This window comes from Lacrimispora amygdalina (genome assembly GCF_003432035.1).
Taxonomy (GTDB): domain Bacteria; phylum Bacillota; class Clostridia; order Lachnospirales; family Lachnospiraceae; genus Lacrimispora; species Lacrimispora amygdalina.
Map to the genome: position 1 here is coordinate 1 of NZ_QOHO01000036.1, position 21,272 is coordinate 21,272.

Sequence of the window (21,272 nt, forward strand, 5' to 3'; positions counted from 1 at the left end):
AAGCCGGTGGTCATGATTTATGAAAAGATGAAATTCTCCTTGTAATGGAATAGGACAGGATTTATAATGGACCATATTGTGAGTCGAAAGATTCTTAAGGACAGGTGTTTTTTTATATGATGAATCGTAGAAACGGGGGGCACTATCCGCCGAATTTGCTGATCCTGGCAAGTCTTGTAATGTCGGTGATTATCGGAATCTGCGTTTTGAATTTCTATTATTTTCATGAAGTGGACCAGAGTTTGTTTTTGCAGACCCATAGAGATTTAAAGCAGGAGAACGATAAAGCACTGAATTATATTGAATCCATGATGCAGACAAAATTCGAGTGGCTGGAATTGTTTGCGGTTTACTGTGATCTGCCCGATGGCTCAGGGAACGAGCAGTGGTGGGAGCAGGTACAGGATTATGAAAAAGAGGATTCCCGGTTTGGCGTCGCAGATGCGTCTGGAACTCTTTACTATGGAAATCGTGAAACTCAGGATATTTCTTCCCGTGACTATTTTAAAAAAGCGTTAGACGGTGAAAAAAATGTATCCGGATTGCTGAAAGCAGGTTTTCAGGGTCAGGACAGTGTGGTTTTGGCTGTCCCCATTATCAGAGAGGGCACCGTAAAGGGTGTGGCATGTCTGGAATTGTCTGCAGATAAGCTGAAGCAGTATTTAAGTGATACAGATTTAAGCCGTTACGGGGCCAACATGATATTTAAAAAAGATGGAGAGATTCTGATTTCCTGCACAGCGTGCGAGAACGAGATTTCTCTCTTTGAAATGCTTAAAACCAGGAAGTTGGGACAGGGACAGACCTTTTCTGAGATGGAAGCCGGGATTAAGGCTGGTCAATCCGGTTATATTACTTATTATGAAAATGATTACAGACGGCTTCTTTACTATCAGCCTATGGGGATTAATGACTGGTTTATGGGAACCTTTGTGGAGACTGAAGGATATGAGAATACCTTTCTACAGATCAAGGCCCTTTCCGCAAAATTCATTGCAGGATCCACCTTCCTGCTGGTATGCGGGGTGGTGCTCACTCTTTTAATTTTCCATACCAGAAAGAAAGAGGAAAAGCGGCTGCAGAAGGATTACCTCACCGGAGTTTATACCAGAGAGACGGCAAAAAAGCTGGTGGAGCACGGACTGAAGGCGGGAGGAAAAAACCGCTTCTATGCATGTATGTTCCTTGACATCGATGATTTTAAGAAAATAAACGATACCTTTGGCCACCATAAGGGAGATTTGGTTCTCGTTCAGGCAGGCCAGATTTTAAATGCCTGTACAAGACAGGAGGATGTGATCGTACGGTTCGGAGGAGATGAATTCTGTATCTGGCTCTATGGAATGAGAGGAAGAAAACAGCCGGAAGCCATTGCCCAGCGCATTATTAATGCGTTCCATATTTCAGGAAAGGTCCATGCAAGCATTGGAATCACTCTGATCGAAGAAGAGGAAACGGAATACGATGCGATTTTAAAACGGGCGGATCAGGCATTATACCAGGCAAAGGGAAAAGGGAAAAACCAGTATGCTGTTTATAATTAAGCCTCCTATACCGGCGTACAAAAGTTTCTATTGTATAAAAAACCCTGTTAAGGTATAATAATTCCAAACGTCCAGCAAAATCACCAATAGGAGGACCATGGTAAATGACCAGAAGTAAAATGCGCGAACACTGCTTTAAGATGCTTTTCTGCGCCGATTTTCACCCCGCAGAGGAGAAGCTTTGGCAGATTAATCAATATTTTGAGGAACCAAAAGAGGATGATTTCAATACGGAAGGCGTAGAAGAAATTGTTCATGACGTAGATATGAGTGATGAGAATTCTGCCTTTTTAAAGGAAAAGACAGAAGCAGTCATGAATAAAATTCCGGAACTGGATGAAAAGATCAATGAAGTGGCAGAAGGCTGGAAGACAAAGCGTATGGGAAGGGCGGAGTTAACCATCCTTAGGCTGGCTCTTTATGAAATATTATTCGATGAAGATGTGCCGGAAAAGGTAGCCATCAACGAGGCAGTGGAACTGGCTAAAAAATACGGCGGGAACGAAGCTCCGGCTTTCATTAACGGAGTTCTGGCAAAGCTGGTGTAATTATGGCAGGTGTTTATTCCGTAACCCAGATTAATGCTTATATTAAAAATATGTTTGCCCAGGATTTTGCACTGAACCGGATTTCCATCAAAGGGGAAGTGTCCAACTGCAAATATCATACTTCCGGTCATATATATTTTACCTTAAAAGATAAAGCCTCTTCTATTTCGGCAGTGATGTTTGCCGGATCCAGGAAAGGTCTTTCCTTTCATCTGGAAGAAGGACAGCAGATCGTCGCAAAGGGAAGCGTTGAGGTCTATGAGAGGGACGGAAGATACCAGCTTTATGCCCAGGAGATTACGAAGGAAGGAATGGGAGATTTATTTGAACGTTTCTTAAAGCTTCGTAATGAACTGGAGGAGATGGGGATGTTTTCCCCTGAATATAAAAAAGAAATTCCCAGATATGCAAGGCGTGTGGGAGTGGTGACTGCCCCCACAGGCGCTGCAATCCGGGATATTATGAATATATCCGCCAGGCGGAACCCCTTTGTACAGCTTTATCTTTACCCGGCTCTTGTACAGGGAAACGGTGCTGCAGAAAGCATAGTAAAGGGAATTGAAATGTTAGACCAGATGGGACTTGATGTTCTCATTGTGGGAAGAGGCGGCGGGTCCATCGAGGATCTGTGGGCATTTAATGAAGAAGCTGTTGCCAGGGCAATTTTTAACTGCTCTGTACCGGTAATTTCAGCAGTTGGCCATGAAACCGACGTGACTATAGCAGATTATGTTGCGGACATGCGGGCGCCAACCCCTTCGGCAGCTGCAGAGCTTGCTGTTTTTGATTACAGACAGTTTAAGGAACAGACGGACAGCATCCGGTATACGTTAAGAACCATGATGGAGAGGAAGCTGGAGCGCTGCCGCTTTTCCATCAGACAATATGAGCTAAAATTAAAGTATTTTGATCCAAAACGCAGTATTCGTGAGCAGCGGCAGCGGCTTCATGATCTGGAAGAGAAGTTAAAAAACTTAACTCTTCATCAGATTGAGGCCGAACGGAGGCATCTTGATGAATCAGCTTTTCTTATGAGCCAGCTCATTAAGAAGCAGACTTTACGGGACAGGCACAGGCTGGAACTGCTTGCCGGACGTCTTCATGCCTGTTCCCCTCTGGGAAGGATAGGCGGCGGATATGGTTTTATCACTGATTCGCAGAACAGGAGAATTGACTCCGTTTTGCAGGTGGGAACCGGGGATACGCTTCGTCTTAAACTGCGGGATGGTATGATTGAGTCCGTAGTATCAGGGGTGGAACCATCAGAAGTGTCAGAAGCAGACAAATAAGGAGAAATAAGCTTATGGCAGTAAAAAAAGAAAGAACCATTGAAGAGACCTTAAAAGATTTGGAGGAGCTGGTCAAAAAGCTGGAAAGCGGAGAAAGCTCATTAGAAGAATCTTTTGCGTATTATGAGACAGGCATGAAGCTTGTAAAGTCCTGCAATGATAAAATAGATAAAGTGGAAAAAAAGATAATTGTGCTGGAGGAAAATGGTGAAGAACATGAACTTTCATGAAGAACTGTCCGGACGGACCAATGAAGTATGGAAGATTGTGGAGAGCTTCCTTCCGGCTGTAGAAGGATATCAGAGTACCGTTCTTGAGGCTATGGATTACAGTATGAGGGCCGGAGGAAAGAGGCTTCGCCCCATGCTGATGCAGGAGACATACCGCCTTTTTGGAGGAACGGGAAAAGAGATAGAGCCCTTTATGGCGGCCATAGAGATGATTCATACCTCTTCTCTGATTCACGACGATCTCCCGTGTATGGATAACGATACCCTCCGCAGAGGACTTCCTACTGCATGGGTGAAATTTGGATATGATATGGCAGTGCTGGCAGGTGACGGTCTTTTGATTTATTCCATGGAGACGGCAGCGAAGGCACTTGACTTTTCGGACAGGCCGGACCGGGTTGCCACAGCTATGGGAATTCTGGCGCAAAAGACAGGAATATTCGGCATGATAGGCGGTCAGACCGTTGATGTGGAGCTGGCTGGAAAGCCGATTCCAGGTGATAAACTGGATTTCATCTACCGGTTAAAGACGGGAGCTCTTTTAGAGGCTTCCATGATGATCGGAGCGGTGCTTGGCGGAGCGGGGGAAGACGAGTTAAAAGCAGTGGAAGAGATGGCATCTAAAATCGGACTTGCATTTCAGATTCAGGATGATATTTTAGATGTGACCAGCGATGCAAAGACTTTGGGAAAACCCGTATTCAGTGATGAAAAAAATCATAAAACCACCTATGTAACATTGGAGGGAATGGAACAGGCGAAGAAGGCTGTGGAGAGAATTTCTGAGGAAGCAGTTGCCTGCCTTCAAAAGCTGCCGGGAGAGAACGGCTTTCTGGAAGAACTGATCCGGATGCTGGTTAACCGGGAAAAATAAAGGATCTGAAAAAATATGATACTGGAACTGATTAACGGACCTGACGATATTAAGAAATTCTCCAAACAGGAGCTGACGATTTTAAGTCAGGAAATCCGTGATTTTTTAATAGAAAAAATAAGTACAACAGGCGGTCATCTGGCCTCCAATTTAGGTGTGGTGGAACTTACCATGGCTATTTATCTTGCGTTTAATCTTCCAAAGGATAAAATTGTCTGGGATGTGGGGCATCAGTCCTACACCCATAAAATCTTAAGCGGAAGAAGAACGGAATTTGATGAACTGCGCCAGTACGGCGGCATAAGCGGTTTTCCAAAGCGTAAGGAAAGCCCTTGTGATGCCTTTGATACCGGTCACAGTTCCACTTCTATTTCTGCAGGACTTGGACTTGCCCAGGCAAGAGATGTGCTGGGAGAAGATCATTTTGTTGTTTCCGTAATCGGAGATGGTTCCTTAACAGGAGGAATGGCATACGAGGCTTTAAATAATGCAGCCCAGATGAAGAAAAACTTTGTTATTATTCTGAACGATAACAATATGTCCATTTCCGAAAATGTGGGGGGCATGTCAACCTATTTAAACAGCATACGGACCGGCAACGGATATCTGGATTTGAAAAAGCATGTAACCAACACGCTTTCCAGAATTCCGGTTATTGGAGAACAGCTCATTGATAAAATCAGCCGGACGAAAAACGGCATTAAACAGCTTCTGATTCCCGGAATGCTGTTTGAAAATATGGGAATCACCTATTTAGGACCGGTAGACGGCCATAATGTGAAGGCTCTTACAAGGGCCTTAAAAGAAGCAAAGAATCTGGATCATACCGTACTGGTTCATGTGATTACCAAAAAGGGAAAAGGATATGCCCCGGCAGAAAAATATCCATCTAAATTTCATGGAGTGGAGCCCTTTGATATCCTGACGGGCAGACCCAAAAACGAAAAGAAGAATTTAAGCTATACAGATGTGTTTTCAAAGACCATCTGCCGTCTGGCAAAAGACGATAAAAAGATTGTGGCTGTTACCGCCGCAATGCCTGACGGAACCGGATTAAAACGGTTCTCCAGTTTATACCCGGACCGCTTTTTCGATGTGGGGATCGCAGAAGAGCATGCGGTGACTTCGGCAGCGGGAATGGCAGCAGGCGGCTTGAAGCCGGTAGTGGCAGTTTATTCCTCATTTTTACAGAGAGGTTTTGACCAGGTGCTGCATGATGTGTGCATTCAGAACCTCCCGGTGGTCTTTGCAGTTGACCGGGCAGGGCTTGTGGGCAGTGACGGAGAAACCCATCAGGGTATCTTTGATCTTTCTTTCCTAAGCGCCATACCCAATATGAGTATTTTTGCACCGAAAAATGACTGGGAGCTGGCAAAAGGGCTGGAATTTGCATTTTCCCTTGACAGTCCCATCGCAGTGCGCTACCCGAGAGGGACGGCTTATCAGGGGCTGGAAGATTTTAAAGCACCTATTGAATACGGAAAAGGCGAGATCATCTATCAGGAAAAGGAGATCGCCCTTCTGGCAGTGGGAAGCATGGTAAGCACAGGCGAGCACGTAAGGCAGAAGTTAAAAGCGGAGGGCTGGAACTGCACTCTTGCAAACGGGCGCTTTATCAAGCCCTTTGATAAAAAGCTGATCGATGATCTGGCGAGCAGACACTGGCTGATTGTGACCATGGAGGAGAATGTTCTTCAGGGCGGATTTGGCTGTCAGATCAACGGTTATATTCATGAGCATTATCCTGATGTAAAGATATTAAACATTGCCCTGCCGGATGCATATGTGGAGCACGGAAACGTTTCACTGCTGCGCAAAGGACTTGGGATTGACAGTGATTCCATAATCTGGCGCATGAAGAAGGAATATTTAGATATGGAACGCCAGAACAGGGAATGGAAGGATAAGATGAATTGAAATGAAAGAACGATTGGATGTGCTATTAGTAAAGCAGGGACATGCGGAGTCCAGGGAAAAGGCAAAGGCCATCATCATGTCCGGAATCGTATACGTTGACGGTGATAAAGAGGACAAGGCAGGTTCCACATTTGAAGAGACAGCAGTCATTGAAGTGAGAGGCAGCACGTTAAAATATGTAAGCCGCGGCGGGCTTAAGCTTGAAAAGGCCATGACTCATTTTGACGTCACACTGGAGGGGAAGGTCTGTATGGACGTAGGCTCTTCTACCGGCGGTTTTACAGACTGCATGCTTCAAAACGGTGCTGTTAAAGTTTATGCCGTGGATGTAGGGCATGGACAGCTTGCATGGAAGCTTCGCAACGATGACCGGGTGGTCTGTATGGAAAAGACCAATATCCGTTATGTGACGCATGAGGATATTAAGGACAGAATTGAGTTTTCTTCTATAGATGTATCTTTTATCTCCCTTACCAAGGTACTTTTACCGGTTAAAAATCTTCTTACGGAAGATGGGGAGATCGTCTGCCTGATTAAGCCGCAGTTTGAAGCAGGGCGTGAAAAGGTAGGCAAAAAAGGCGTAGTAAGAGAAAAATCCGTACATCTGGAAGTGATCCGGTCGGTGATATCCTATGGAATCAGCATTGGATTTGAGATTCTTCACCTGGAGTTTTCTCCAATCAAGGGGCCGGAAGGTAATATCGAATATCTTCTCCATTTAAAGAATCATACGGATGGGGAAAGCTTCCCGGACTACAGTGTAAATCCTGAAAAAGTGGTGGAAGAAGCTCACAAAGACTTAAGCGATGGCAAATAAGGAGTCTTAGAATGAAATATTTTTACGTAATCATGAATCCGGATAAAAAGGGAGCCCGGGAGACCGCGGAACAGATCCGGGAATTTCTCACTGCCAAGGGAGCAGTCTGTCTGATCGGCAGAGGAGAAAAGGTAGAATGGCAGGCAGGGAAACATTACACTGATTCAGCCATGGTGCCCCAGGAAACGGAATGCGTGATTACTCTGGGGGGAGACGGAACTTTAATTCAGGCAGCCAGAGATTTATCCGGACGCAATCTTCCAATTCTTGGGATTAACAGGGGAACTCTGGGTTACTTAACCCAGGTGTCCAGAACCGAAGATATTGAATCAGCCCTTTTGGCCCTTTATTATGATGACTATAAGCTGGAAGAGCGGATGATGTTAAGCGGGAGTGCATTCCGGAAAGGGCAAGAGATTTACCGGGATATCGCTCTGAATGAGATTGTCATAACAAGAGGCGAATACTTAAAGATGCTTCAGTTTAAGGTGTTTGTAAATGGAGAATTCTTAACGGAGTACAGAGCGGACGGGCTCATTGCGGCAACTCCAACAGGTTCCACCGCCTACAATTTATCTGCAGGCGGACCGATTATCGTACCTGATTCCAGGATGCTGGTGCTCACACCCATCTGTTCCCATGCCCTCAATGCAAGAAGCATCGTGCTTTCTGCAGAAGACAGGATACGGATTGAAATCATGGGGCAGGAAGGAATCAGCCAGGCAGCGGTGTTTGACGGAGATTCGGCAGTCAGTCTTTTGCCTGGAGACTGGATTGATCTTGGGCGTGCTGAGATCAAAACTGTATTGGTGAAATTAAAAAATTTATCATTTTTGGATAATCTTCGAAATAAGATGGCCGGTATATAAGGAGGTGACAGGATGAAACTGGAAAGACACAGCAAAATAGTAGAACTGATCGGAAAATATGAGATTGAGACTCAGGAAGAACTGGCGGATTATTTAAATCAGGCCGGTTTTGCAGTAACACAGGCAACCGTATCCAGAGATATCAGGGAGCTGAAGCTGACGAAGGTGCAGTCAGAATCCGGAAAACAGCGTTATATGGTGCTTCAGAATCAGGGATCTTTCAGCGATAAATACATACGGATCTTAAGAGACGGTTATTTATCCATGGATATGGCACAGAATATACTGGTAATCAAGACGGTGTCCGGAATGGCAATGGCGGTAGCTGCAGCACTTGACGCCCTTCATTTCAGTGAAATGGTAGGCTGCATTGCAGGAGATGATACCATCATGTGTGCCATCAGGACTGTAGATGATACCATATTGATGATGGACAAACTGAAAAAACTCGTTACGGGATAAAAGGAGGCAAGCCATGCTTTCAGAATTACACGTAAAGAACTTAGCGTTAATTGAAAAAGCCGATGTGGAATTTAAAGAAGGACTCAATGTCTTAACCGGTGAGACTGGTGCCGGAAAATCCATTATCATCGGCTCGGTAACCATTGCCTTAGGAGGCAAGGTGCCGAAGGACATGATCAGAAATGGGGCGGAGTATGCCTACATAGAGCTGATTTTTACAGTCAGCGATCCGCGCAAGATTCATCTGTTAAAAGAAATGGATGTATATCCGGATCAGGACGGCATCGTTATCATTTCAAAGAAAATCATGCCGTCAAAAAGTTTCAGCAAAATTAACGATGAAACTGTAACTGCAGGAAAACTGCGGGATATCACCGGTCTTCTGATCGATATTCATGGACAGCATGAACATCAGTCTTTACTTTACAAGTCAGTACATCTTGAGATCCTGGATCGTTATCAGGAGAAAAAGTCCCATGAGCTAAAACTGAATATTGCAGAGACTTATAAGGAATATGTGCGGTTGAAGGACCGCCTTGCGTCGTTTCAGCTTGATGAGGATACCAGACTCCGGGAGATGGATTTTATCCGCTATGAGATAGAAGAAATTGAGAACGCCGGACTGAGAGAGGGAGAAGAGGAAGAACTTTCCTCCAGGTACCGTCTGTTTCTTCATGGAAAAAGGATCATGGAAAGTCTGTCTGTAGCTTATGACGCAGTGAATTCAGATGTGACAGGACGGGCATTAAAAGAGGTGGAATCGGCAGCAGTCTATGATGAACGTCTGCTGACCATCAGAGACCAGCTTTTTGATGTGGATTCCATCTTAAGCGATATCAATCATGAGATTACTTCATATCTGGAGGATTTGTCTTTTGATGAAGAAGACTATCAGAAAATAGAAGAGCGTCTGGATTTAATCCATAATCTGGAAGCAAAATATGGAAAAGGCGCTGATCTGATTTTTAAAAATCTGGAAGAAAAGAAAATAAGACTGGGTGAGCTGGAAGATTATGATCTTTTAAAACAGCAGACAGAAAAAGAGATACTTATGACAGAGGATAAACTGGAAGGTTTATGCGGACAATTATCTTATATGAGAAAAGAAACGGCAAAGGAACTTACTGAAAAAATCAAGGAAGGCCTGCACGATTTAAATTTTATTGATGTAAATTTTGATATGGAGTTTGGCAGACTGGACCATTATACGGCCAATGGGTTTGATGAAGCGGAATTTATGATTTCCGCCAACCCGGGAGAGGCCTTAAAGCCTTTAAAATCCGTGGCTTCCGGAGGTGAGATGTCAAGAATTATGCTGGCCATTAAAACCGTTCTTGCCGATTCCGATGATATCCCAACCCTGATTTTTGATGAAATTGATACCGGCATCAGCGGCAGAACCGCTCAGAAGGTTTCAGAGAAACTTTCCTATATTGCAAAAAATCATCAGGTAATCTGCATCACCCATCTGCCGCAGATTGCAGCCATGGCAGATGCTCATTTTGAAATTAAAAAATCGGCAGAAGCTGGTAAAACCACCACAGGAATCCATGCGCTGCATAATGAGGAAATGGTGGAAGAACTTGCAAGGCTTCTTGGCGGAGCAGAGATTACAGATGCAGTAAGAGAGAATGCAAGAGAGATGAAGCGTCTTGCAGCTGAAAAAAAGTTAAAAAAGTCATAACTGGTCCAATCACCAGAATTAAATGAATTCAACTAAAATATAACAGAGTGTTTTTAACGAATTCTCACATACTATGAAAGGAGTCAAAAAATTGTCTCCTTTATTCTTCTAAGGAGGTATGTGAGATGGCAAAAAAGAAATTTCATAAACTAATTGTAAGGGCGTTCTGGATCAGCCTGATCTTTTGTATCGGTTTTACCTGGTTCTATATGAAACGGGTCATTCCGGACAAATTGAACATCGTTGCAGCAGAAGAAGAACAGTTTCATTTCTCCATGCCTTTTGATGTGACGCTGCATTCCGACAGCGAGGAAGTGGTACTGAAAAATAGTTCCAACATTCCTTCTGATCAAATCCACTTACAGGTGAATCAGCCGTTCTCCGTGTATTCAAAGAATCTTGGAAGCTATAAGCTGGGATTAAAGCTGTTCGGCTGGATACAGTTAAAAGATATTCAGGTAAATGTAGTAGATACCAAATACGCTGTTCCATGCGGCACTCCGGTGGGAATTTATTTAAAATCAAACGGAGTTATGGTAATCGGTACTGGAGATGTAACAAAAAAAGATGGAATGGTTGTGGAACCCGCTTTCGGAATTTTACAGTCAGGGGATTATCTGGAATCAATCAATGGAATCGCCCTTAGCGATAAGGAAACACTGATGAATGAACTGAATAAACTAGGCGGTTCTGAAGCAGTTTTAAAGGTGAGAAGAGGCCAGGAAAACATTGATATAAAGATGAATCCCATAGAAACGGAGGACGGATCCTATAAACTGGGAGTCTGGGTTCGTGACGATACCCAGGGAATCGGAACCATGACCTATGTGGATATGAATGGACAATTTGGAGCGCTGGGCCACGGGATCAGTGACAGTGATACTGGAAATGTTGTTCAGATCACAGATGGGGCACTCTATGAAACAGCAATTCTTGGAATCGAAAAGGGGACGTTTGGAAAACCGGGTGTGATGAGCGGGATCATTTATTACGGTCCGGGATCTAATCTGGGTACAATTAAAGAAAATACAGAAGAAGGAATATTCGGTACAGTAAATGAACGGTTTAAGGAGAGCATTGCCCAGGACGCCGTACCCATCGGTTACAGACAGGATGTAAAGAAGGGAAAAGCTTATATACGAAGTGATGTATCCGGAAAAGTGCGGGATTACGAAATTGAAATCCAGCGGGTAGATTATTCCACTACGCATAAAAGCAAGGGCATGGTAATCAAAGTCACGGATCCCGATCTTCTGGCACTGACCGGGGGAATTGTTCAGGGGATGTCCGGAAGTCCTATCATTCAGGATGGAAAGCTGATAGGAGCTGTTACCCATGTTTTTATACAGGACTCAACAAGAGGCTACGGAATCTTTATAGAAAATATGATCAATCATTGACAGAAAGTGCCAGGAAAGAAAAGGACAGAATCGTAAGTAGCCTTACGGTGCCGTCCTTTTTTTTCAATTTAATATGTAATTTTATAATGATTTTTACCTGAAACTGATAAATCCATAGCTGTGGAGTACCTGGAAGTACTTGGAGAGACGTTCATATAATGGTGAGGCTTCTTCACCAAACCGTTCCTTTACGGAAGCGGAAAGGTTTAAAATATCCCTGCTGCCATCAATCAGGCACCAGACAAAGCTTCCCATGGGATCCAGATGAATGTGGCTGATCTTTGGTTTATGAAAAAATCTCTGGGCAAAACGGTGAAATATTCCCCTGTTTTCCACATCCAGTGTCACCAGACCGCTTTCCTCCACAGTCCAGAGAATATGTTCCGCCCGTACCGGAATCCGATCCAGATAGTTTCCGCTTTTTTTATTTCTATCACTCATTTTTTCACTTTCTTCCAGACTGTAAATTTAAGCAGGCTTAAGATCACAAGCCCAAACAGAACAAGGCTGCCAAGATCCATTACAGGAGAAGGAAGATTGAGTTTTGTGGATAAATCCAGGGACTTGTCCAGACCAAATACTGCTAAAAGCGCCAGCAGGATACCTACCAGACCTTCTCCGGCAATCATTCCGGAACAATAGAGCATTCCGTCGCTGATGAGCTGCTCTTTTTCTTTTTTGTCTTCCTTTTTCATTCTGTCAAAGTAGAGGCGTACCAGACCGCCCACCATGATGCAGGCATTTAACTGAACGGGAAGATAGACACCGATTGCAAAGGGAAGAACCGGAATTCCAAGTATCTCCACAGCTGCAGCTAAAAAGACTCCCATAAATACCAGTGCCCAGGGAAGGTTGTTATCCATAACGCCTTCAATGATCATCTTCATCAGCATGGCCTGGGGAGCACCCAGCTGCTCAGAACCAAAGCCCCATGCTGCGTTTAACAGATATAAAACGCCGCCGATGGCAAAAGCGGCAGCAATGACTCCGATCAGCTCACCGATCTGCTGCTTTTTCGGTGTGGCTCCCAGCAGATAGCCGGTTTTTAAATCCTGTGACGTATCACCGGCAATCGCAGCAACGATACAGATAATGGAACCGATGGCAATCGCGCCTTTCATTCCATGGATTCCGCTGTCCCCGGTTGCTTTTAACGCGATGGTTGCAATCAGAAGTGTTGCAATTGCCATACCGGAAACAGGGTTATTGCTGCTTCCTACCAGACCTACCATTCTGGAAGATACGGTGGCGAAGAAAAATCCGAAGATTACAACAATGACGGCGCCTATAAAACTCACCGGAATGACCGGGACCAGCCAGACGAGAATGGTGAGAAGTGCGATGCCTCCCAGGATTATCTGAAAGCTTAAATCCTGGTCTGTACGAAGACCGCTGCCGGCACTGTTCTGACCGAGTCCTTTTATGGCATCCCGGAAGGTACGGATAATTAAGGGCAGAGATTTAACAAGACTGATGATACCTCCTGCAGCAAGTGCACCGGCGCCGATGTAACGGATGTAGGTTCCCCAGATTGCTCCGGCTCCACCCTGTGCAAACATTTCGCCAATGGGAGCAGAACCCGGATACAGGGTTAAATCCGCTCCGAACAGAACGATTGCAGGAATGAACACCAGCCAGCTGATGATACCTCCTGCAAACATATAGGAGGAAATCCTTGGCCCGCAGATATATCCCACGCTCATGACCGCCGGGTAAATCTGTGTTCCGATCTCACCGGCATAGCCCTTTACCCGGAAGGAAACTTCCCCTGGAACCAGTTTGATACCATCGATGATAAACTTAAAGACTGCGGCAAATCCCATTCCGGCAAATACCGTAGACGCATTGGCGCCGCCCTCCTCGCCCGCAAGCAGAACCTCCGCACATGCGGTTCCTTCCGGATAAGGAAGAATTCCGTGTTCTTTTACTATCAGTGCGTTTCTGAGCGGAACCATGAAAAGAACACCGAGGATGCCTCCGATCAGAGAGATGAGGGTGATCTCCAGGATACCAGGTGTTTCCATTTTTCCTTCTGCAGCCCATAAAAAAAGAGCAGGAAGCGTAAAGATAGCTCCTGCAGCCAGGGATTCGCCTGCGGAACCGACCGTCTGAACGATGTTGCTTTCCAGAATGGAGTTTTTCTTCATGATTACCCGGATCACACCCATGGAGATCACTGCGGCGGGTATGGATGCGGAAATGGTCATACCTACGCGGAGCCCGAGATAGGCGTTTGCAGCACCGAAGACTACAGCCAGAATGATACCCAGAACAATAGAGGTAACAGTAAATTCCGGAGTGACCTTTTCAGCAGGTATGTACGGTTTAAATTCGTTTTGTTCTTTCATATGTATTTCCCCCTAATTTTTTATTCAGTACCAATTATATCCATTTCTTTAAAAAGGAGCAAGCATAATTGTACTTTTTTTATAATAAAAAATACTTAAGTCATAATTTTATTAGCATAATGCTTAAATAATCATTGCCATAAATATGCCAAATCTCCATGAAAGGCTTTTCATCCCATTCCTTATGTGTTAGTATAAGAGATAGTAGTATTGGGATAGGCATTTTTTTTGACGACAAGTAGTTTCAATTTTCAACACCGGTAAAAAAAAGGGGGAAACATGGATTCAGACCGGACAAGACCTTTTCTTCATTCGACAGTGGGACAGTAAGACCAGAATCCCATATTCGATAAAACAAACGTTTTTCTTGTCGAATAATGCGATAGAATCACGTTGCGGCATAAGCTGGGGCAAGATTATAATGGCTATACACTAGTTTTCATTTATTTTGAAGAATCAGGAGGAGAGTATCAATATGTCAGAAATCAGTATCGCTATTGCAGATGATAACCTGCAGACCTTAAATCTGCTGAATGATATACTGGAAGGAGAGGAGGATTTTCATGTAGTAGGAAGAGCGGATAACGGCGAAGACGCCTATAACATGATCCTCAAAACAAATCCGGATGTTGTCTTATTGGATGTGATTATGCCGAGAATGGACGGAATTACAGTAATGGAGCGGGTAAGAGGAAATGGTGCTGTGACAAAGATTCCCTCTTTTATTATGGTAACCGCCGCAGGAAGTGAGAATATTACCGAAGATGCGTTCCGAATGGGGGCGAATTATTACATAATGAAGCCGTTCAACAAGGAAGTTATCGTCGATAAGGTGCGAAGAGTAGGGCAGAGAAAGACAAAAGCGCCCAGTCTTCAGGGAATGAAAAAGGTGAAACCTTATGTCAATAAGACAGAGTATATGGAGCAGAATTTAGAAAATGATGTAACCCAGATGCTTCATGAAATCGGAATTCCTGCACATATTAAAGGATATCAGTATTTAAGAGATGCCATTGTGATATCGGTTCAGGATCAGGAGATGCTCACTTCTGTCACAAAAATCCTTTATCCTTCCATTGCCAAGAAACATCAGACGACTCCAAGCCGTGTGGAACGTGCCATCCGCCATGCCATTGAAGTGGCCTGGAGCCGGGGAAAGATGGATACCATCAACGAACTGTTCGGATATACCGTGAGTACAGGAAAAGGAAAACCTACAAATTCCGAGTTTATTGCACTCATTGCTGATAAAATAAGGCTTGATTACAAAAAACTTTCATAAATCTTAATGGAAAGATACTTCCTTATTTTCTGAAAATGCAGTATACTATAGCATAACAGACAATGCCCGGAGGGGAAAAGGATAAGGGAGGTTTTTGGATGAAGAAGATTTTGTTCGTTGCATCGGAGGCAGTACCTTTTGTAAAAACCGGCGGTCTCGCAGATGTAGTGGGATCCCTTCCAAAGTGCTTCGATCAGGAATATTATGATGTGAGAGTTATGATTCCCAAATATCTTTGTATCAGGGAAGACTTGAGAAACCAGATGACTTATGTAGATCATTTCTATATGGATTATCTGGGACAAAGCAGATATGTGGGGATTCTTCAGTGTGTCCGGGACGGAATTACCTTCTATTTCATTGATAATGAAGGCTATTACCAGGGGGCAAAGCCCTATGGAGACTGGTATCAGGATTTAGAAAAGTTCTGCTTCTTTTCACGGGCCGCCTTATCATCTCTTCCGGTAATCGGTTTTCAGCCGGATGTGGTTCACTGCCATGACTGGCAGACCGGTTTGATTCCTGTTCTGTTAAAAGACCGGTTCCGGGAAGGAGAATTCTTCCGGAACATGAAGTCGGTGATTACCATTCACAATCTAAAATTCCAGGGTGTCTGGGATGTAAAGACGATACAGGCGTTAACTTGTCTGCCTGATTATTATTTTACCCCGGATAAGCTGGAGGCCTACAAGGATGGTAATTTATTAAAGGGCGGCATTGTATATGCAGATGCCATCACAACAGTCAGCGAGACTTACGCACAGGAGATAAAGATGCCTTTCTATGGAGAAGGCCTTGACGGTCTGATGCGGGCAAGGGAAGGCAGCTTAAGAGGCATTGTAAACGGAATTGATTATGACGAGTTTGATCCCGGGTCGGATTCGTATATTATACAGAACTATAATCTGCGTAATTTCCGCAAGGAAAAGGAAAAAAATAAAACTGCGCTTCAGAAAGAACTTTCACTGGCGCAGGATGAAAGTAAGTTTATGATTGGAATCGTCTCCAGACTGACCGACCAGAAGGGACTGGATTTAATCCAGTGTGTGATGGATGAGATGTGTCAGGACGATATCCAGCTGGTTATTCTTGGTACCGGAGAAGAGCGGTATGAGAATATGTTCCGCCACTATGCATGGAAGTATCCGGATAAGGTCTCTGCCAATATTTACTATTCGGAGGCAATGTCTCATAAGATTTATGCCGCCTGTGATGCGTTTTTGATGCCGTCTTTGTTTGAACCCTGCGGTTTGAGCCAGCTGATGGCGCTGAGATACGGCACTGTGCCCATTGTAAGGGAGACCGGAGGTTTAAAAGATACGGTAGAACCCTATAATGAGTATGAGAGTCAGGGAACCGGATTTTCCTTCTCTAACTATAATGCTCATGAGATGCTTGGGGCTGTCCGGTATGCACAGCGCATCTATTATGACAAGAGACGTGAGTGGAACAAGATCATCGACCGTGCCATGTCGAAGGATTACTCCTGGAAGACTTCAGCCATGAAGTATCAGGAGCTGTACGACTGGCTGACTGGCTGTTAAGCCGGTTCATATTATTAAGAAGGAAGCGACAGAATAACCATGAAGAATATGTATTTAACTCCGGAGGAGAAGCAGGAAGCACTTGAATGGGCAGAAGATACCTCCTGGGTGGAACTTGAAGATTATAATATGGATTTGGAGTACCTTGCCTGTGTGAAGGACATCTTAGATCACAAGGTATTCCAGTCCATGGATAACTATATGCAGCATGGAGATACTACCTGCAAAGCTCATTGCATTAAGGTATCCTATCTAAGCTACTGCATATGCAGAAAATTTGGCTGGGAATATAAAGAAGCAGCAAGAGCAGGTCTGCTTCATGATTTCTTTCTGTATGACTGGCATACCCATGCCAGAGAGACCGGGGAACGTTTCCATGGTTTTACTCACCCGAGGGCTGCTTTAAAGAATGCAGTGAAACATTTTGACTTAACAGAGAATGAGAAGAACATGATCCTGCGGCATATGTGGCCGCTGACACCGGTTCCGCCAAAAACAAAAGGCGGAATGGTGATTATTTATGCGGATAAATTATGCGGTTTCGTGGAAACCACCGCAAGGATTAAGCGTTGGGTATTATACGGTTTTGGCAGAAAAAGCACGGCATAAGATGGAGGAAACCATGAAATTATGGGAAGTGATTCTTAAGAATCAGGTTTTAGTGACTGCCGTTACCGGCTGGCTGGTGGCGCAGGTGTTAAAAACACTGATTGACCTGGCTCTTAGTAAGAGTTTTAACCCGGAGAGGCTTGTGGGATCCGGCGGTATGCCCAGCTCCCATTCCTCTACGGTTTGTGCATTGACGACCGCCGCCAGTTATCGTTATGGCGTCGGTTCTTTTGAGTTTGCCATCAGTTTTGTTCTCTCCATGATTGTAATGTATGACGCCATGGGAGTACGAAGAGAAACAGGAAAACAGGCAAAGCTGTTAAACAGTATCCTGTTAGAAAATCCCCTGAAGCTGAATGGTGAGATTTTACAGGAAAAATTAAAGGAATATGTTGGACATACTCCTCTTCAGGTTGCAGCAGGAGCCATTCTTGGCATTTTACTTGCTGTCTTTATGGCGCAATATTACTAATAACAAAGAAAAATTTTGGGGAATCGTAAGAAAATAACCCTTGATTTCTTTAGATATCCATATTATACTTTAACAAGTTAAAAAATTGTTAAATTTGGAGGCAAATTGGATATGTCAATTTATCACAGGATAAACTGTTTTTTCCTATTCAGCTTTCTGGGTTATCTTCTTGAATGCGCTGTACTCAGCTATGAAAATAAAAGACCGGTCTTTAATCGGGGATTTGGACACGGACCGTTCTGCATCATATATGGATTCGGATCTGTTGGGGCGACGATGCTGCTCAGCCCTTTCATTGACAGTCCGGTGCGCCTGTATTTCGCCTCTATGGTGATGGCAACTTTCATGGAGCTTGTTACGGCTTATATGATGATTAAGCTGTTTGGATCATTCTGGTGGGATTATAGCAGGAAGCCGTTTAATTACAAGGGAATTATCTGTCTGGAGAGCAGTATTGCCTGGGGATTTCTGGGTATCTTCTATTTCCGCTTTCTGAATGGATTTGTAAACCAGGCGGCAGGAATGATTCCGGATAATTTTCAGCGTATAACGGGGATGTTTTTCCTGATTTTTTATGCAACAGATTTTGTATATACTATGAGAATGCAGCTGAGAGCAGATTGTGAAGAAGATGAGTCGTCCTTAGTCGGACGTCTGAAAGTATATTAAAGATTGGCGGGATTCGTAATGGGTCCCGCCTGTTTGCAATTTCACGAGACTGTCAGTTTAAGAATAAGAGAGGGTACCAATGATAAGTGATATTAAGATTGTGCTTGCTTCGGCATCACCAAGAAGAAAAGAACTTTTAAACCAGGTCGGTCTGAATCCTGTTATAGAACCCAGTGGGATTGAAGAGATCATAACTACCACAATTCCAGAAGAAGCAGTAATAGAGCTGTCCCGGCAAAAAGCGGAGGATGTGGCAAAAAACCAGCTGCCGGGCACTGTCGTCATAGGAGCAGATACTGTGGTTGCTGCAGAAGGAAAGATTTTAGGAAAACCGAAGACCCATGAAGAAGCCTTTGAGATGATTGATTCCTTTCAGGGGAAAACGCATAATGTTTTCACCGGTGTGACGCTGATCCTTTGCGGAGAGAATAAAATGACAGTCCGTTCATTTGCAGAGCAGACGGATGTTCATGTATACCCTATGACACAGGAAGAGATACGTTCCTATGCAGAGGAAGATGAGCCTATGGATAAAGCGGGTGCATATGGCATCCAGGGACGGTTTGCTGCATTTATTAAAGGGATTGACGGAGATTACAGTAATGTAGTAGGATTGCCTGTAGGACGTGTCTATCAGGAATTAAAGAAGATATGTGAGCAGGAGGAAAAAGCATGATTAAACTGATTGCATCAGATATTGACGGAACGCTGGTACCGGACGGAGGCTATGAGGTGCCGGCCGAGCTTCATGAAGTGATTCTGAAATTACGGGCAAAGGGAATTCAGTTTGCCGCTGCAAGCGGAAGACAGTGGGCAAGTATTGAATCCATTTTCGATCCGGTGAAAGAAAAAATATTCTATCTTTCTGACAATGGTGCTTACATAGGCTGTCATGGCAGAAATCTGTTTCTAAATCCAATAGAACGAAAGACGGTTATGGATATGGTGGATGATGTCAGGGGGATGGAAGGGCTTGAGGTCATGCTGAGCGGCCCTGATGTGGTTTACTTAGAGACGAAAGACCGGGATTTTATTGACTGGCTGGTAAACGGATACAAATTCCGTGTGGAAATGGTGGATGATTTAACAAAAGTTCAGTCCGAATTTATCAAAATAAGCGTTTACCGGAAAACAGATGTGGAAACCCATACCAGACATTTGAGAGAAAAATATGGAGACCGGTTAAAGATCACCATAGCCGGAGACATGTGGATGGACTGTATGAGACCGGGAACGAATAAAGGTGAGGCAGTAAAGCTTTTGCAGGAAAGCCTTTCCATTACACCGGAAGAGACCATGGCATTCGGCGATCAGTTAAATGATATTGAGATGTTAAATCAGGCATATTACAGCTTTGCTGTAGGCAATGCCAGAAAAGAAGTAAAACAGGCAGCACGTTTTCAGACCGATACGAATTTGAATCAGGGCGTATTAAAGATACTGAAGCTGCTTTTATAAGAAAGAGGGGTGCGTATGAAGAATCTGCGCAGATATTGGGGAAGACTCCTTTTGATTGCGGCGGCAGTATCCGCCATGCTTTCCGGCTGCAAGACGGAGATTCCCCTTGTATCGGAAATTAAGGATACGAAGCTTTACACTCTGCCCCAGTCCATGATCATTCTGACGACGGAGAGAAATAAATATCAACAGCTTTATACCAGTCAGATCTGGGGAGTGGAACTTCCTGGCGGCCAGACCTTTGAAACCTATCTGATGGATCAGGTAAAAGAATTCCTTCAGGAGATGAAGATGATGAATCTTCTTGCTGAGAGTAAGGGAGTGACGCTGACGAGCGGGGAAAAGGAAGAGGTACGCAAGGCTGCGGAGGAATATTATAATTCGCTGACTCCCGATGATATTGCATATATGGGAGTGAACCAGTCAGATGTGAAAACCATGTATGAGGAATATTATCTGTCGAATAAAGTAGTGGTGGAGCTGACCAGGGATATGAATCTGGAGATCAGTGACAGTGAAGCCAAGGTAATTGTTGTGGAAGAGATTGTGATGTCAGATAAGGCGGCGGCTGAAGAAGTTCTTTTAAAGACAAAGGAGCAGGGCGCTGATTTTTCGGCGATTGCCAGAGAATACTCACAAGATGGCACCATCGAGCGTAAGCTTGGAAGAGGAGAGAAGCCGGGAGCATTGGAAGATGCGGCTTTTCGGCTGGCTGCAGGCGAGATCAGCCAGGTGACTGAATATGAGGGGAAATATTATATTATCCGGTGTGTCAGCGATTATGATGAGGCTGCGACCCAGGAACGAAAGACCGGTTTATATACCAGCCGGAAGAAAGAGGCATTTGACCAGATCTATGCCCGGTTTAAGCAGGACAATGCAGTTACATTCAGCAATGACACTTGGAAGGGTCTTAAATTCTCCAAAGAAGATAAAACCACAACCGCCAGCTTTTTTGAAATATACAAAAAGCATTTTCCAGATTGAGTCATAAGGAAGGAAGAGTAGGACACCAATGAAGCAGGAAGAGATTCGCAGTGGGAATAAACGCAGCCGCAGGCGGAAGGGAAAACGCGGACAGCAACTGTTTACGAAAGGCATCATGCTTTTATTATTCTTTCTGCTTTTGGTTATGCTGACTGCAGGAGGGGTGTTTGGATACCGTTACATTCAGGGGGACAAAACTTCTCCTGAAACCCTGGAATCCAGCAGGGAGGTATTGCCGGAAACCATGGGGCAGCTTCCATAAAAAAAGG

22 protein-coding genes are annotated in these 21,272 nt (G+C 44.3%); 20 read left to right on the plus strand and 2 right to left on the minus strand.

Annotation, left to right across the window (positions count from 1 at the left end; genetic code table 11):
- Window positions 1-116: 116 nt before the first annotated feature.
- The 11 genes from DS742_RS13050 (at window position 117) to spoIVB (ending at window position 11,634) form a co-directional block, all read left to right on the plus strand.
- Window positions 117-1,544, plus strand: coding sequence for a sensor domain-containing diguanylate cyclase (locus DS742_RS13050; protein WP_117417426.1), 1,428 nt, complete (start codon window positions 117-119; stop codon window positions 1,542-1,544).
- A gap of 104 nt (window positions 1,545-1,648) precedes the next feature.
- Window positions 1,649-2,092: a transcription antitermination factor NusB gene (gene nusB / locus DS742_RS13055; protein WP_117417427.1), complete on the plus strand. Its 444-nt coding sequence runs from the start codon at window positions 1,649-1,651 to the stop codon at window positions 2,090-2,092.
- A gap of 2 nt (window positions 2,093-2,094) precedes the next feature.
- A complete protein-coding gene (xseA, locus tag DS742_RS13060) occupies window positions 2,095-3,381 on the plus strand; it encodes an exodeoxyribonuclease VII large subunit (protein WP_117417428.1) in 1,287 nt (428 codons plus the stop codon).
- 14 nt (window positions 3,382-3,395) lie between these two features.
- Entirely contained in the window at window positions 3,396-3,611 is a 216-nt protein-coding gene (xseB, locus tag DS742_RS13065; RefSeq protein ID WP_117417429.1) for an exodeoxyribonuclease VII small subunit, read from the plus strand.
- Window positions 3,598-4,485, plus strand: a complete 888-nt coding sequence (locus DS742_RS13070; protein ID WP_117417468.1) for a polyprenyl synthetase family protein — start codon at window positions 3,598-3,600, stop codon at window positions 4,483-4,485. Before xseB ends, DS742_RS13070 begins: the two co-directional genes overlap by 14 nt.
- 15 nt (window positions 4,486-4,500) lie before the next feature.
- Complete coding sequence (gene dxs / locus DS742_RS13075) at window positions 4,501-6,402, plus strand: 1-deoxy-D-xylulose-5-phosphate synthase (protein WP_117417430.1); 1,902 nt, start codon at window positions 4,501-4,503, stop codon at window positions 6,400-6,402.
- Window position 6,403: 1 nt separating this feature from the next.
- Window positions 6,404-7,219 (plus strand): TlyA family RNA methyltransferase, encoded by an 816-nt coding sequence (locus tag DS742_RS13080; RefSeq protein ID WP_117417431.1) that lies wholly within the window; start codon window positions 6,404-6,406, stop codon window positions 7,217-7,219.
- 11 nt (window positions 7,220-7,230) lie between these two features.
- Entirely contained in the window at window positions 7,231-8,088 is an 858-nt protein-coding gene (locus DS742_RS13085) for an NAD(+)/NADH kinase (protein WP_117417432.1), read from the plus strand.
- A 12-nt stretch (window positions 8,089-8,100) separates the two neighbouring features.
- Window positions 8,101-8,550, plus strand: a complete 450-nt coding sequence (argR, locus tag DS742_RS13090) for an arginine repressor (RefSeq protein WP_097003032.1) — start codon at window positions 8,101-8,103, stop codon at window positions 8,548-8,550.
- Between the two features lie 13 nt (window positions 8,551-8,563).
- Window positions 8,564-10,234 (plus strand): DNA repair protein RecN, encoded by a 1,671-nt coding sequence (gene recN, locus DS742_RS13095; RefSeq protein ID WP_117417433.1) that lies wholly within the window; start codon window positions 8,564-8,566, stop codon window positions 10,232-10,234.
- 125 nt (window positions 10,235-10,359) lie between these two features.
- Window positions 10,360-11,634, plus strand: a complete 1,275-nt coding sequence (spoIVB, locus tag DS742_RS13100; RefSeq protein WP_117417434.1) for a SpoIVB peptidase — start codon at window positions 10,360-10,362, stop codon at window positions 11,632-11,634.
- Window positions 11,635-11,727: 93 nt separating this feature from the next.
- Here spoIVB and DS742_RS13105 read toward each other — a convergent pair whose 3' ends face one another.
- Both DS742_RS13105 and DS742_RS13110 read right to left on the minus strand, forming a co-directional pair.
- Complete coding sequence (locus DS742_RS13105) at window positions 11,728-12,075, minus strand: PqqD family protein (RefSeq protein WP_117417435.1); 348 nt, start codon at window positions 12,073-12,075, stop codon at window positions 11,728-11,730.
- Window positions 12,072-13,982, minus strand: a complete 1,911-nt coding sequence (locus DS742_RS13110; RefSeq protein WP_117417436.1) for an OPT family oligopeptide transporter — start codon at window positions 13,980-13,982, stop codon at window positions 12,072-12,074. The genes DS742_RS13105 and DS742_RS13110 overlap by 4 nt, the downstream gene beginning before the upstream one ends.
- A gap of 475 nt (window positions 13,983-14,457) precedes the next feature.
- Between DS742_RS13110 and spo0A the strand changes: the two genes are divergently transcribed.
- The 9 genes from spo0A to DS742_RS13155 all read left to right on the plus strand — a co-directional run bounded on the left by spo0A (window position 14,458) and on the right by DS742_RS13155 (window position 21,265).
- Window positions 14,458-15,264, plus strand: coding sequence for a sporulation transcription factor Spo0A (spo0A, locus tag DS742_RS13115; RefSeq protein ID WP_117417437.1), 807 nt, complete (start codon window positions 14,458-14,460; stop codon window positions 15,262-15,264).
- 98 nt (window positions 15,265-15,362) lie between these two features.
- The gene (gene glgA, locus DS742_RS13120; protein WP_117417438.1) at window positions 15,363-16,808 is read left to right on the plus strand and encodes a glycogen synthase GlgA; all 1,446 of its coding nucleotides are present in this window, start codon (window positions 15,363-15,365) and stop codon (window positions 16,806-16,808) included.
- A 39-nt stretch (window positions 16,809-16,847) separates the two neighbouring features.
- The gene (locus DS742_RS13125) at window positions 16,848-17,417 is read left to right on the plus strand and encodes an HD domain-containing protein (RefSeq protein ID WP_117417439.1); all 570 of its coding nucleotides are present in this window, start codon (window positions 16,848-16,850) and stop codon (window positions 17,415-17,417) included.
- Between the two features lie 13 nt (window positions 17,418-17,430).
- Window positions 17,431-17,889: a divergent PAP2 family protein gene (locus DS742_RS13130; protein WP_117417440.1), complete on the plus strand. Its 459-nt coding sequence runs from the start codon at window positions 17,431-17,433 to the stop codon at window positions 17,887-17,889.
- A 111-nt stretch (window positions 17,890-18,000) separates the two neighbouring features.
- Window positions 18,001-18,558 (plus strand): putative ABC transporter permease, encoded by a 558-nt coding sequence (locus DS742_RS13135; protein WP_117417441.1) that lies wholly within the window; start codon window positions 18,001-18,003, stop codon window positions 18,556-18,558.
- Between the two features lie 79 nt (window positions 18,559-18,637).
- Window positions 18,638-19,234, plus strand: a complete 597-nt coding sequence (locus DS742_RS13140) for a Maf family protein (protein WP_117417442.1) — start codon at window positions 18,638-18,640, stop codon at window positions 19,232-19,234.
- Window positions 19,231-20,016, plus strand: coding sequence for an HAD family hydrolase (locus DS742_RS13145; protein ID WP_117417443.1), 786 nt, complete (start codon window positions 19,231-19,233; stop codon window positions 20,014-20,016). The genes DS742_RS13140 and DS742_RS13145 overlap by 4 nt, the downstream gene beginning before the upstream one ends.
- 15 nt (window positions 20,017-20,031) lie before the next feature.
- A complete protein-coding gene (locus tag DS742_RS13150; RefSeq protein ID WP_117417444.1) occupies window positions 20,032-21,003 on the plus strand; it encodes a peptidylprolyl isomerase in 972 nt (323 codons plus the stop codon).
- Window positions 21,004-21,031: 28 nt separating this feature from the next.
- Window positions 21,032-21,265, plus strand: a complete 234-nt coding sequence (locus DS742_RS13155) for a hypothetical protein (protein ID WP_117417445.1) — start codon at window positions 21,032-21,034, stop codon at window positions 21,263-21,265.
- Window positions 21,266-21,272: the final 7 nt, after the last annotated feature.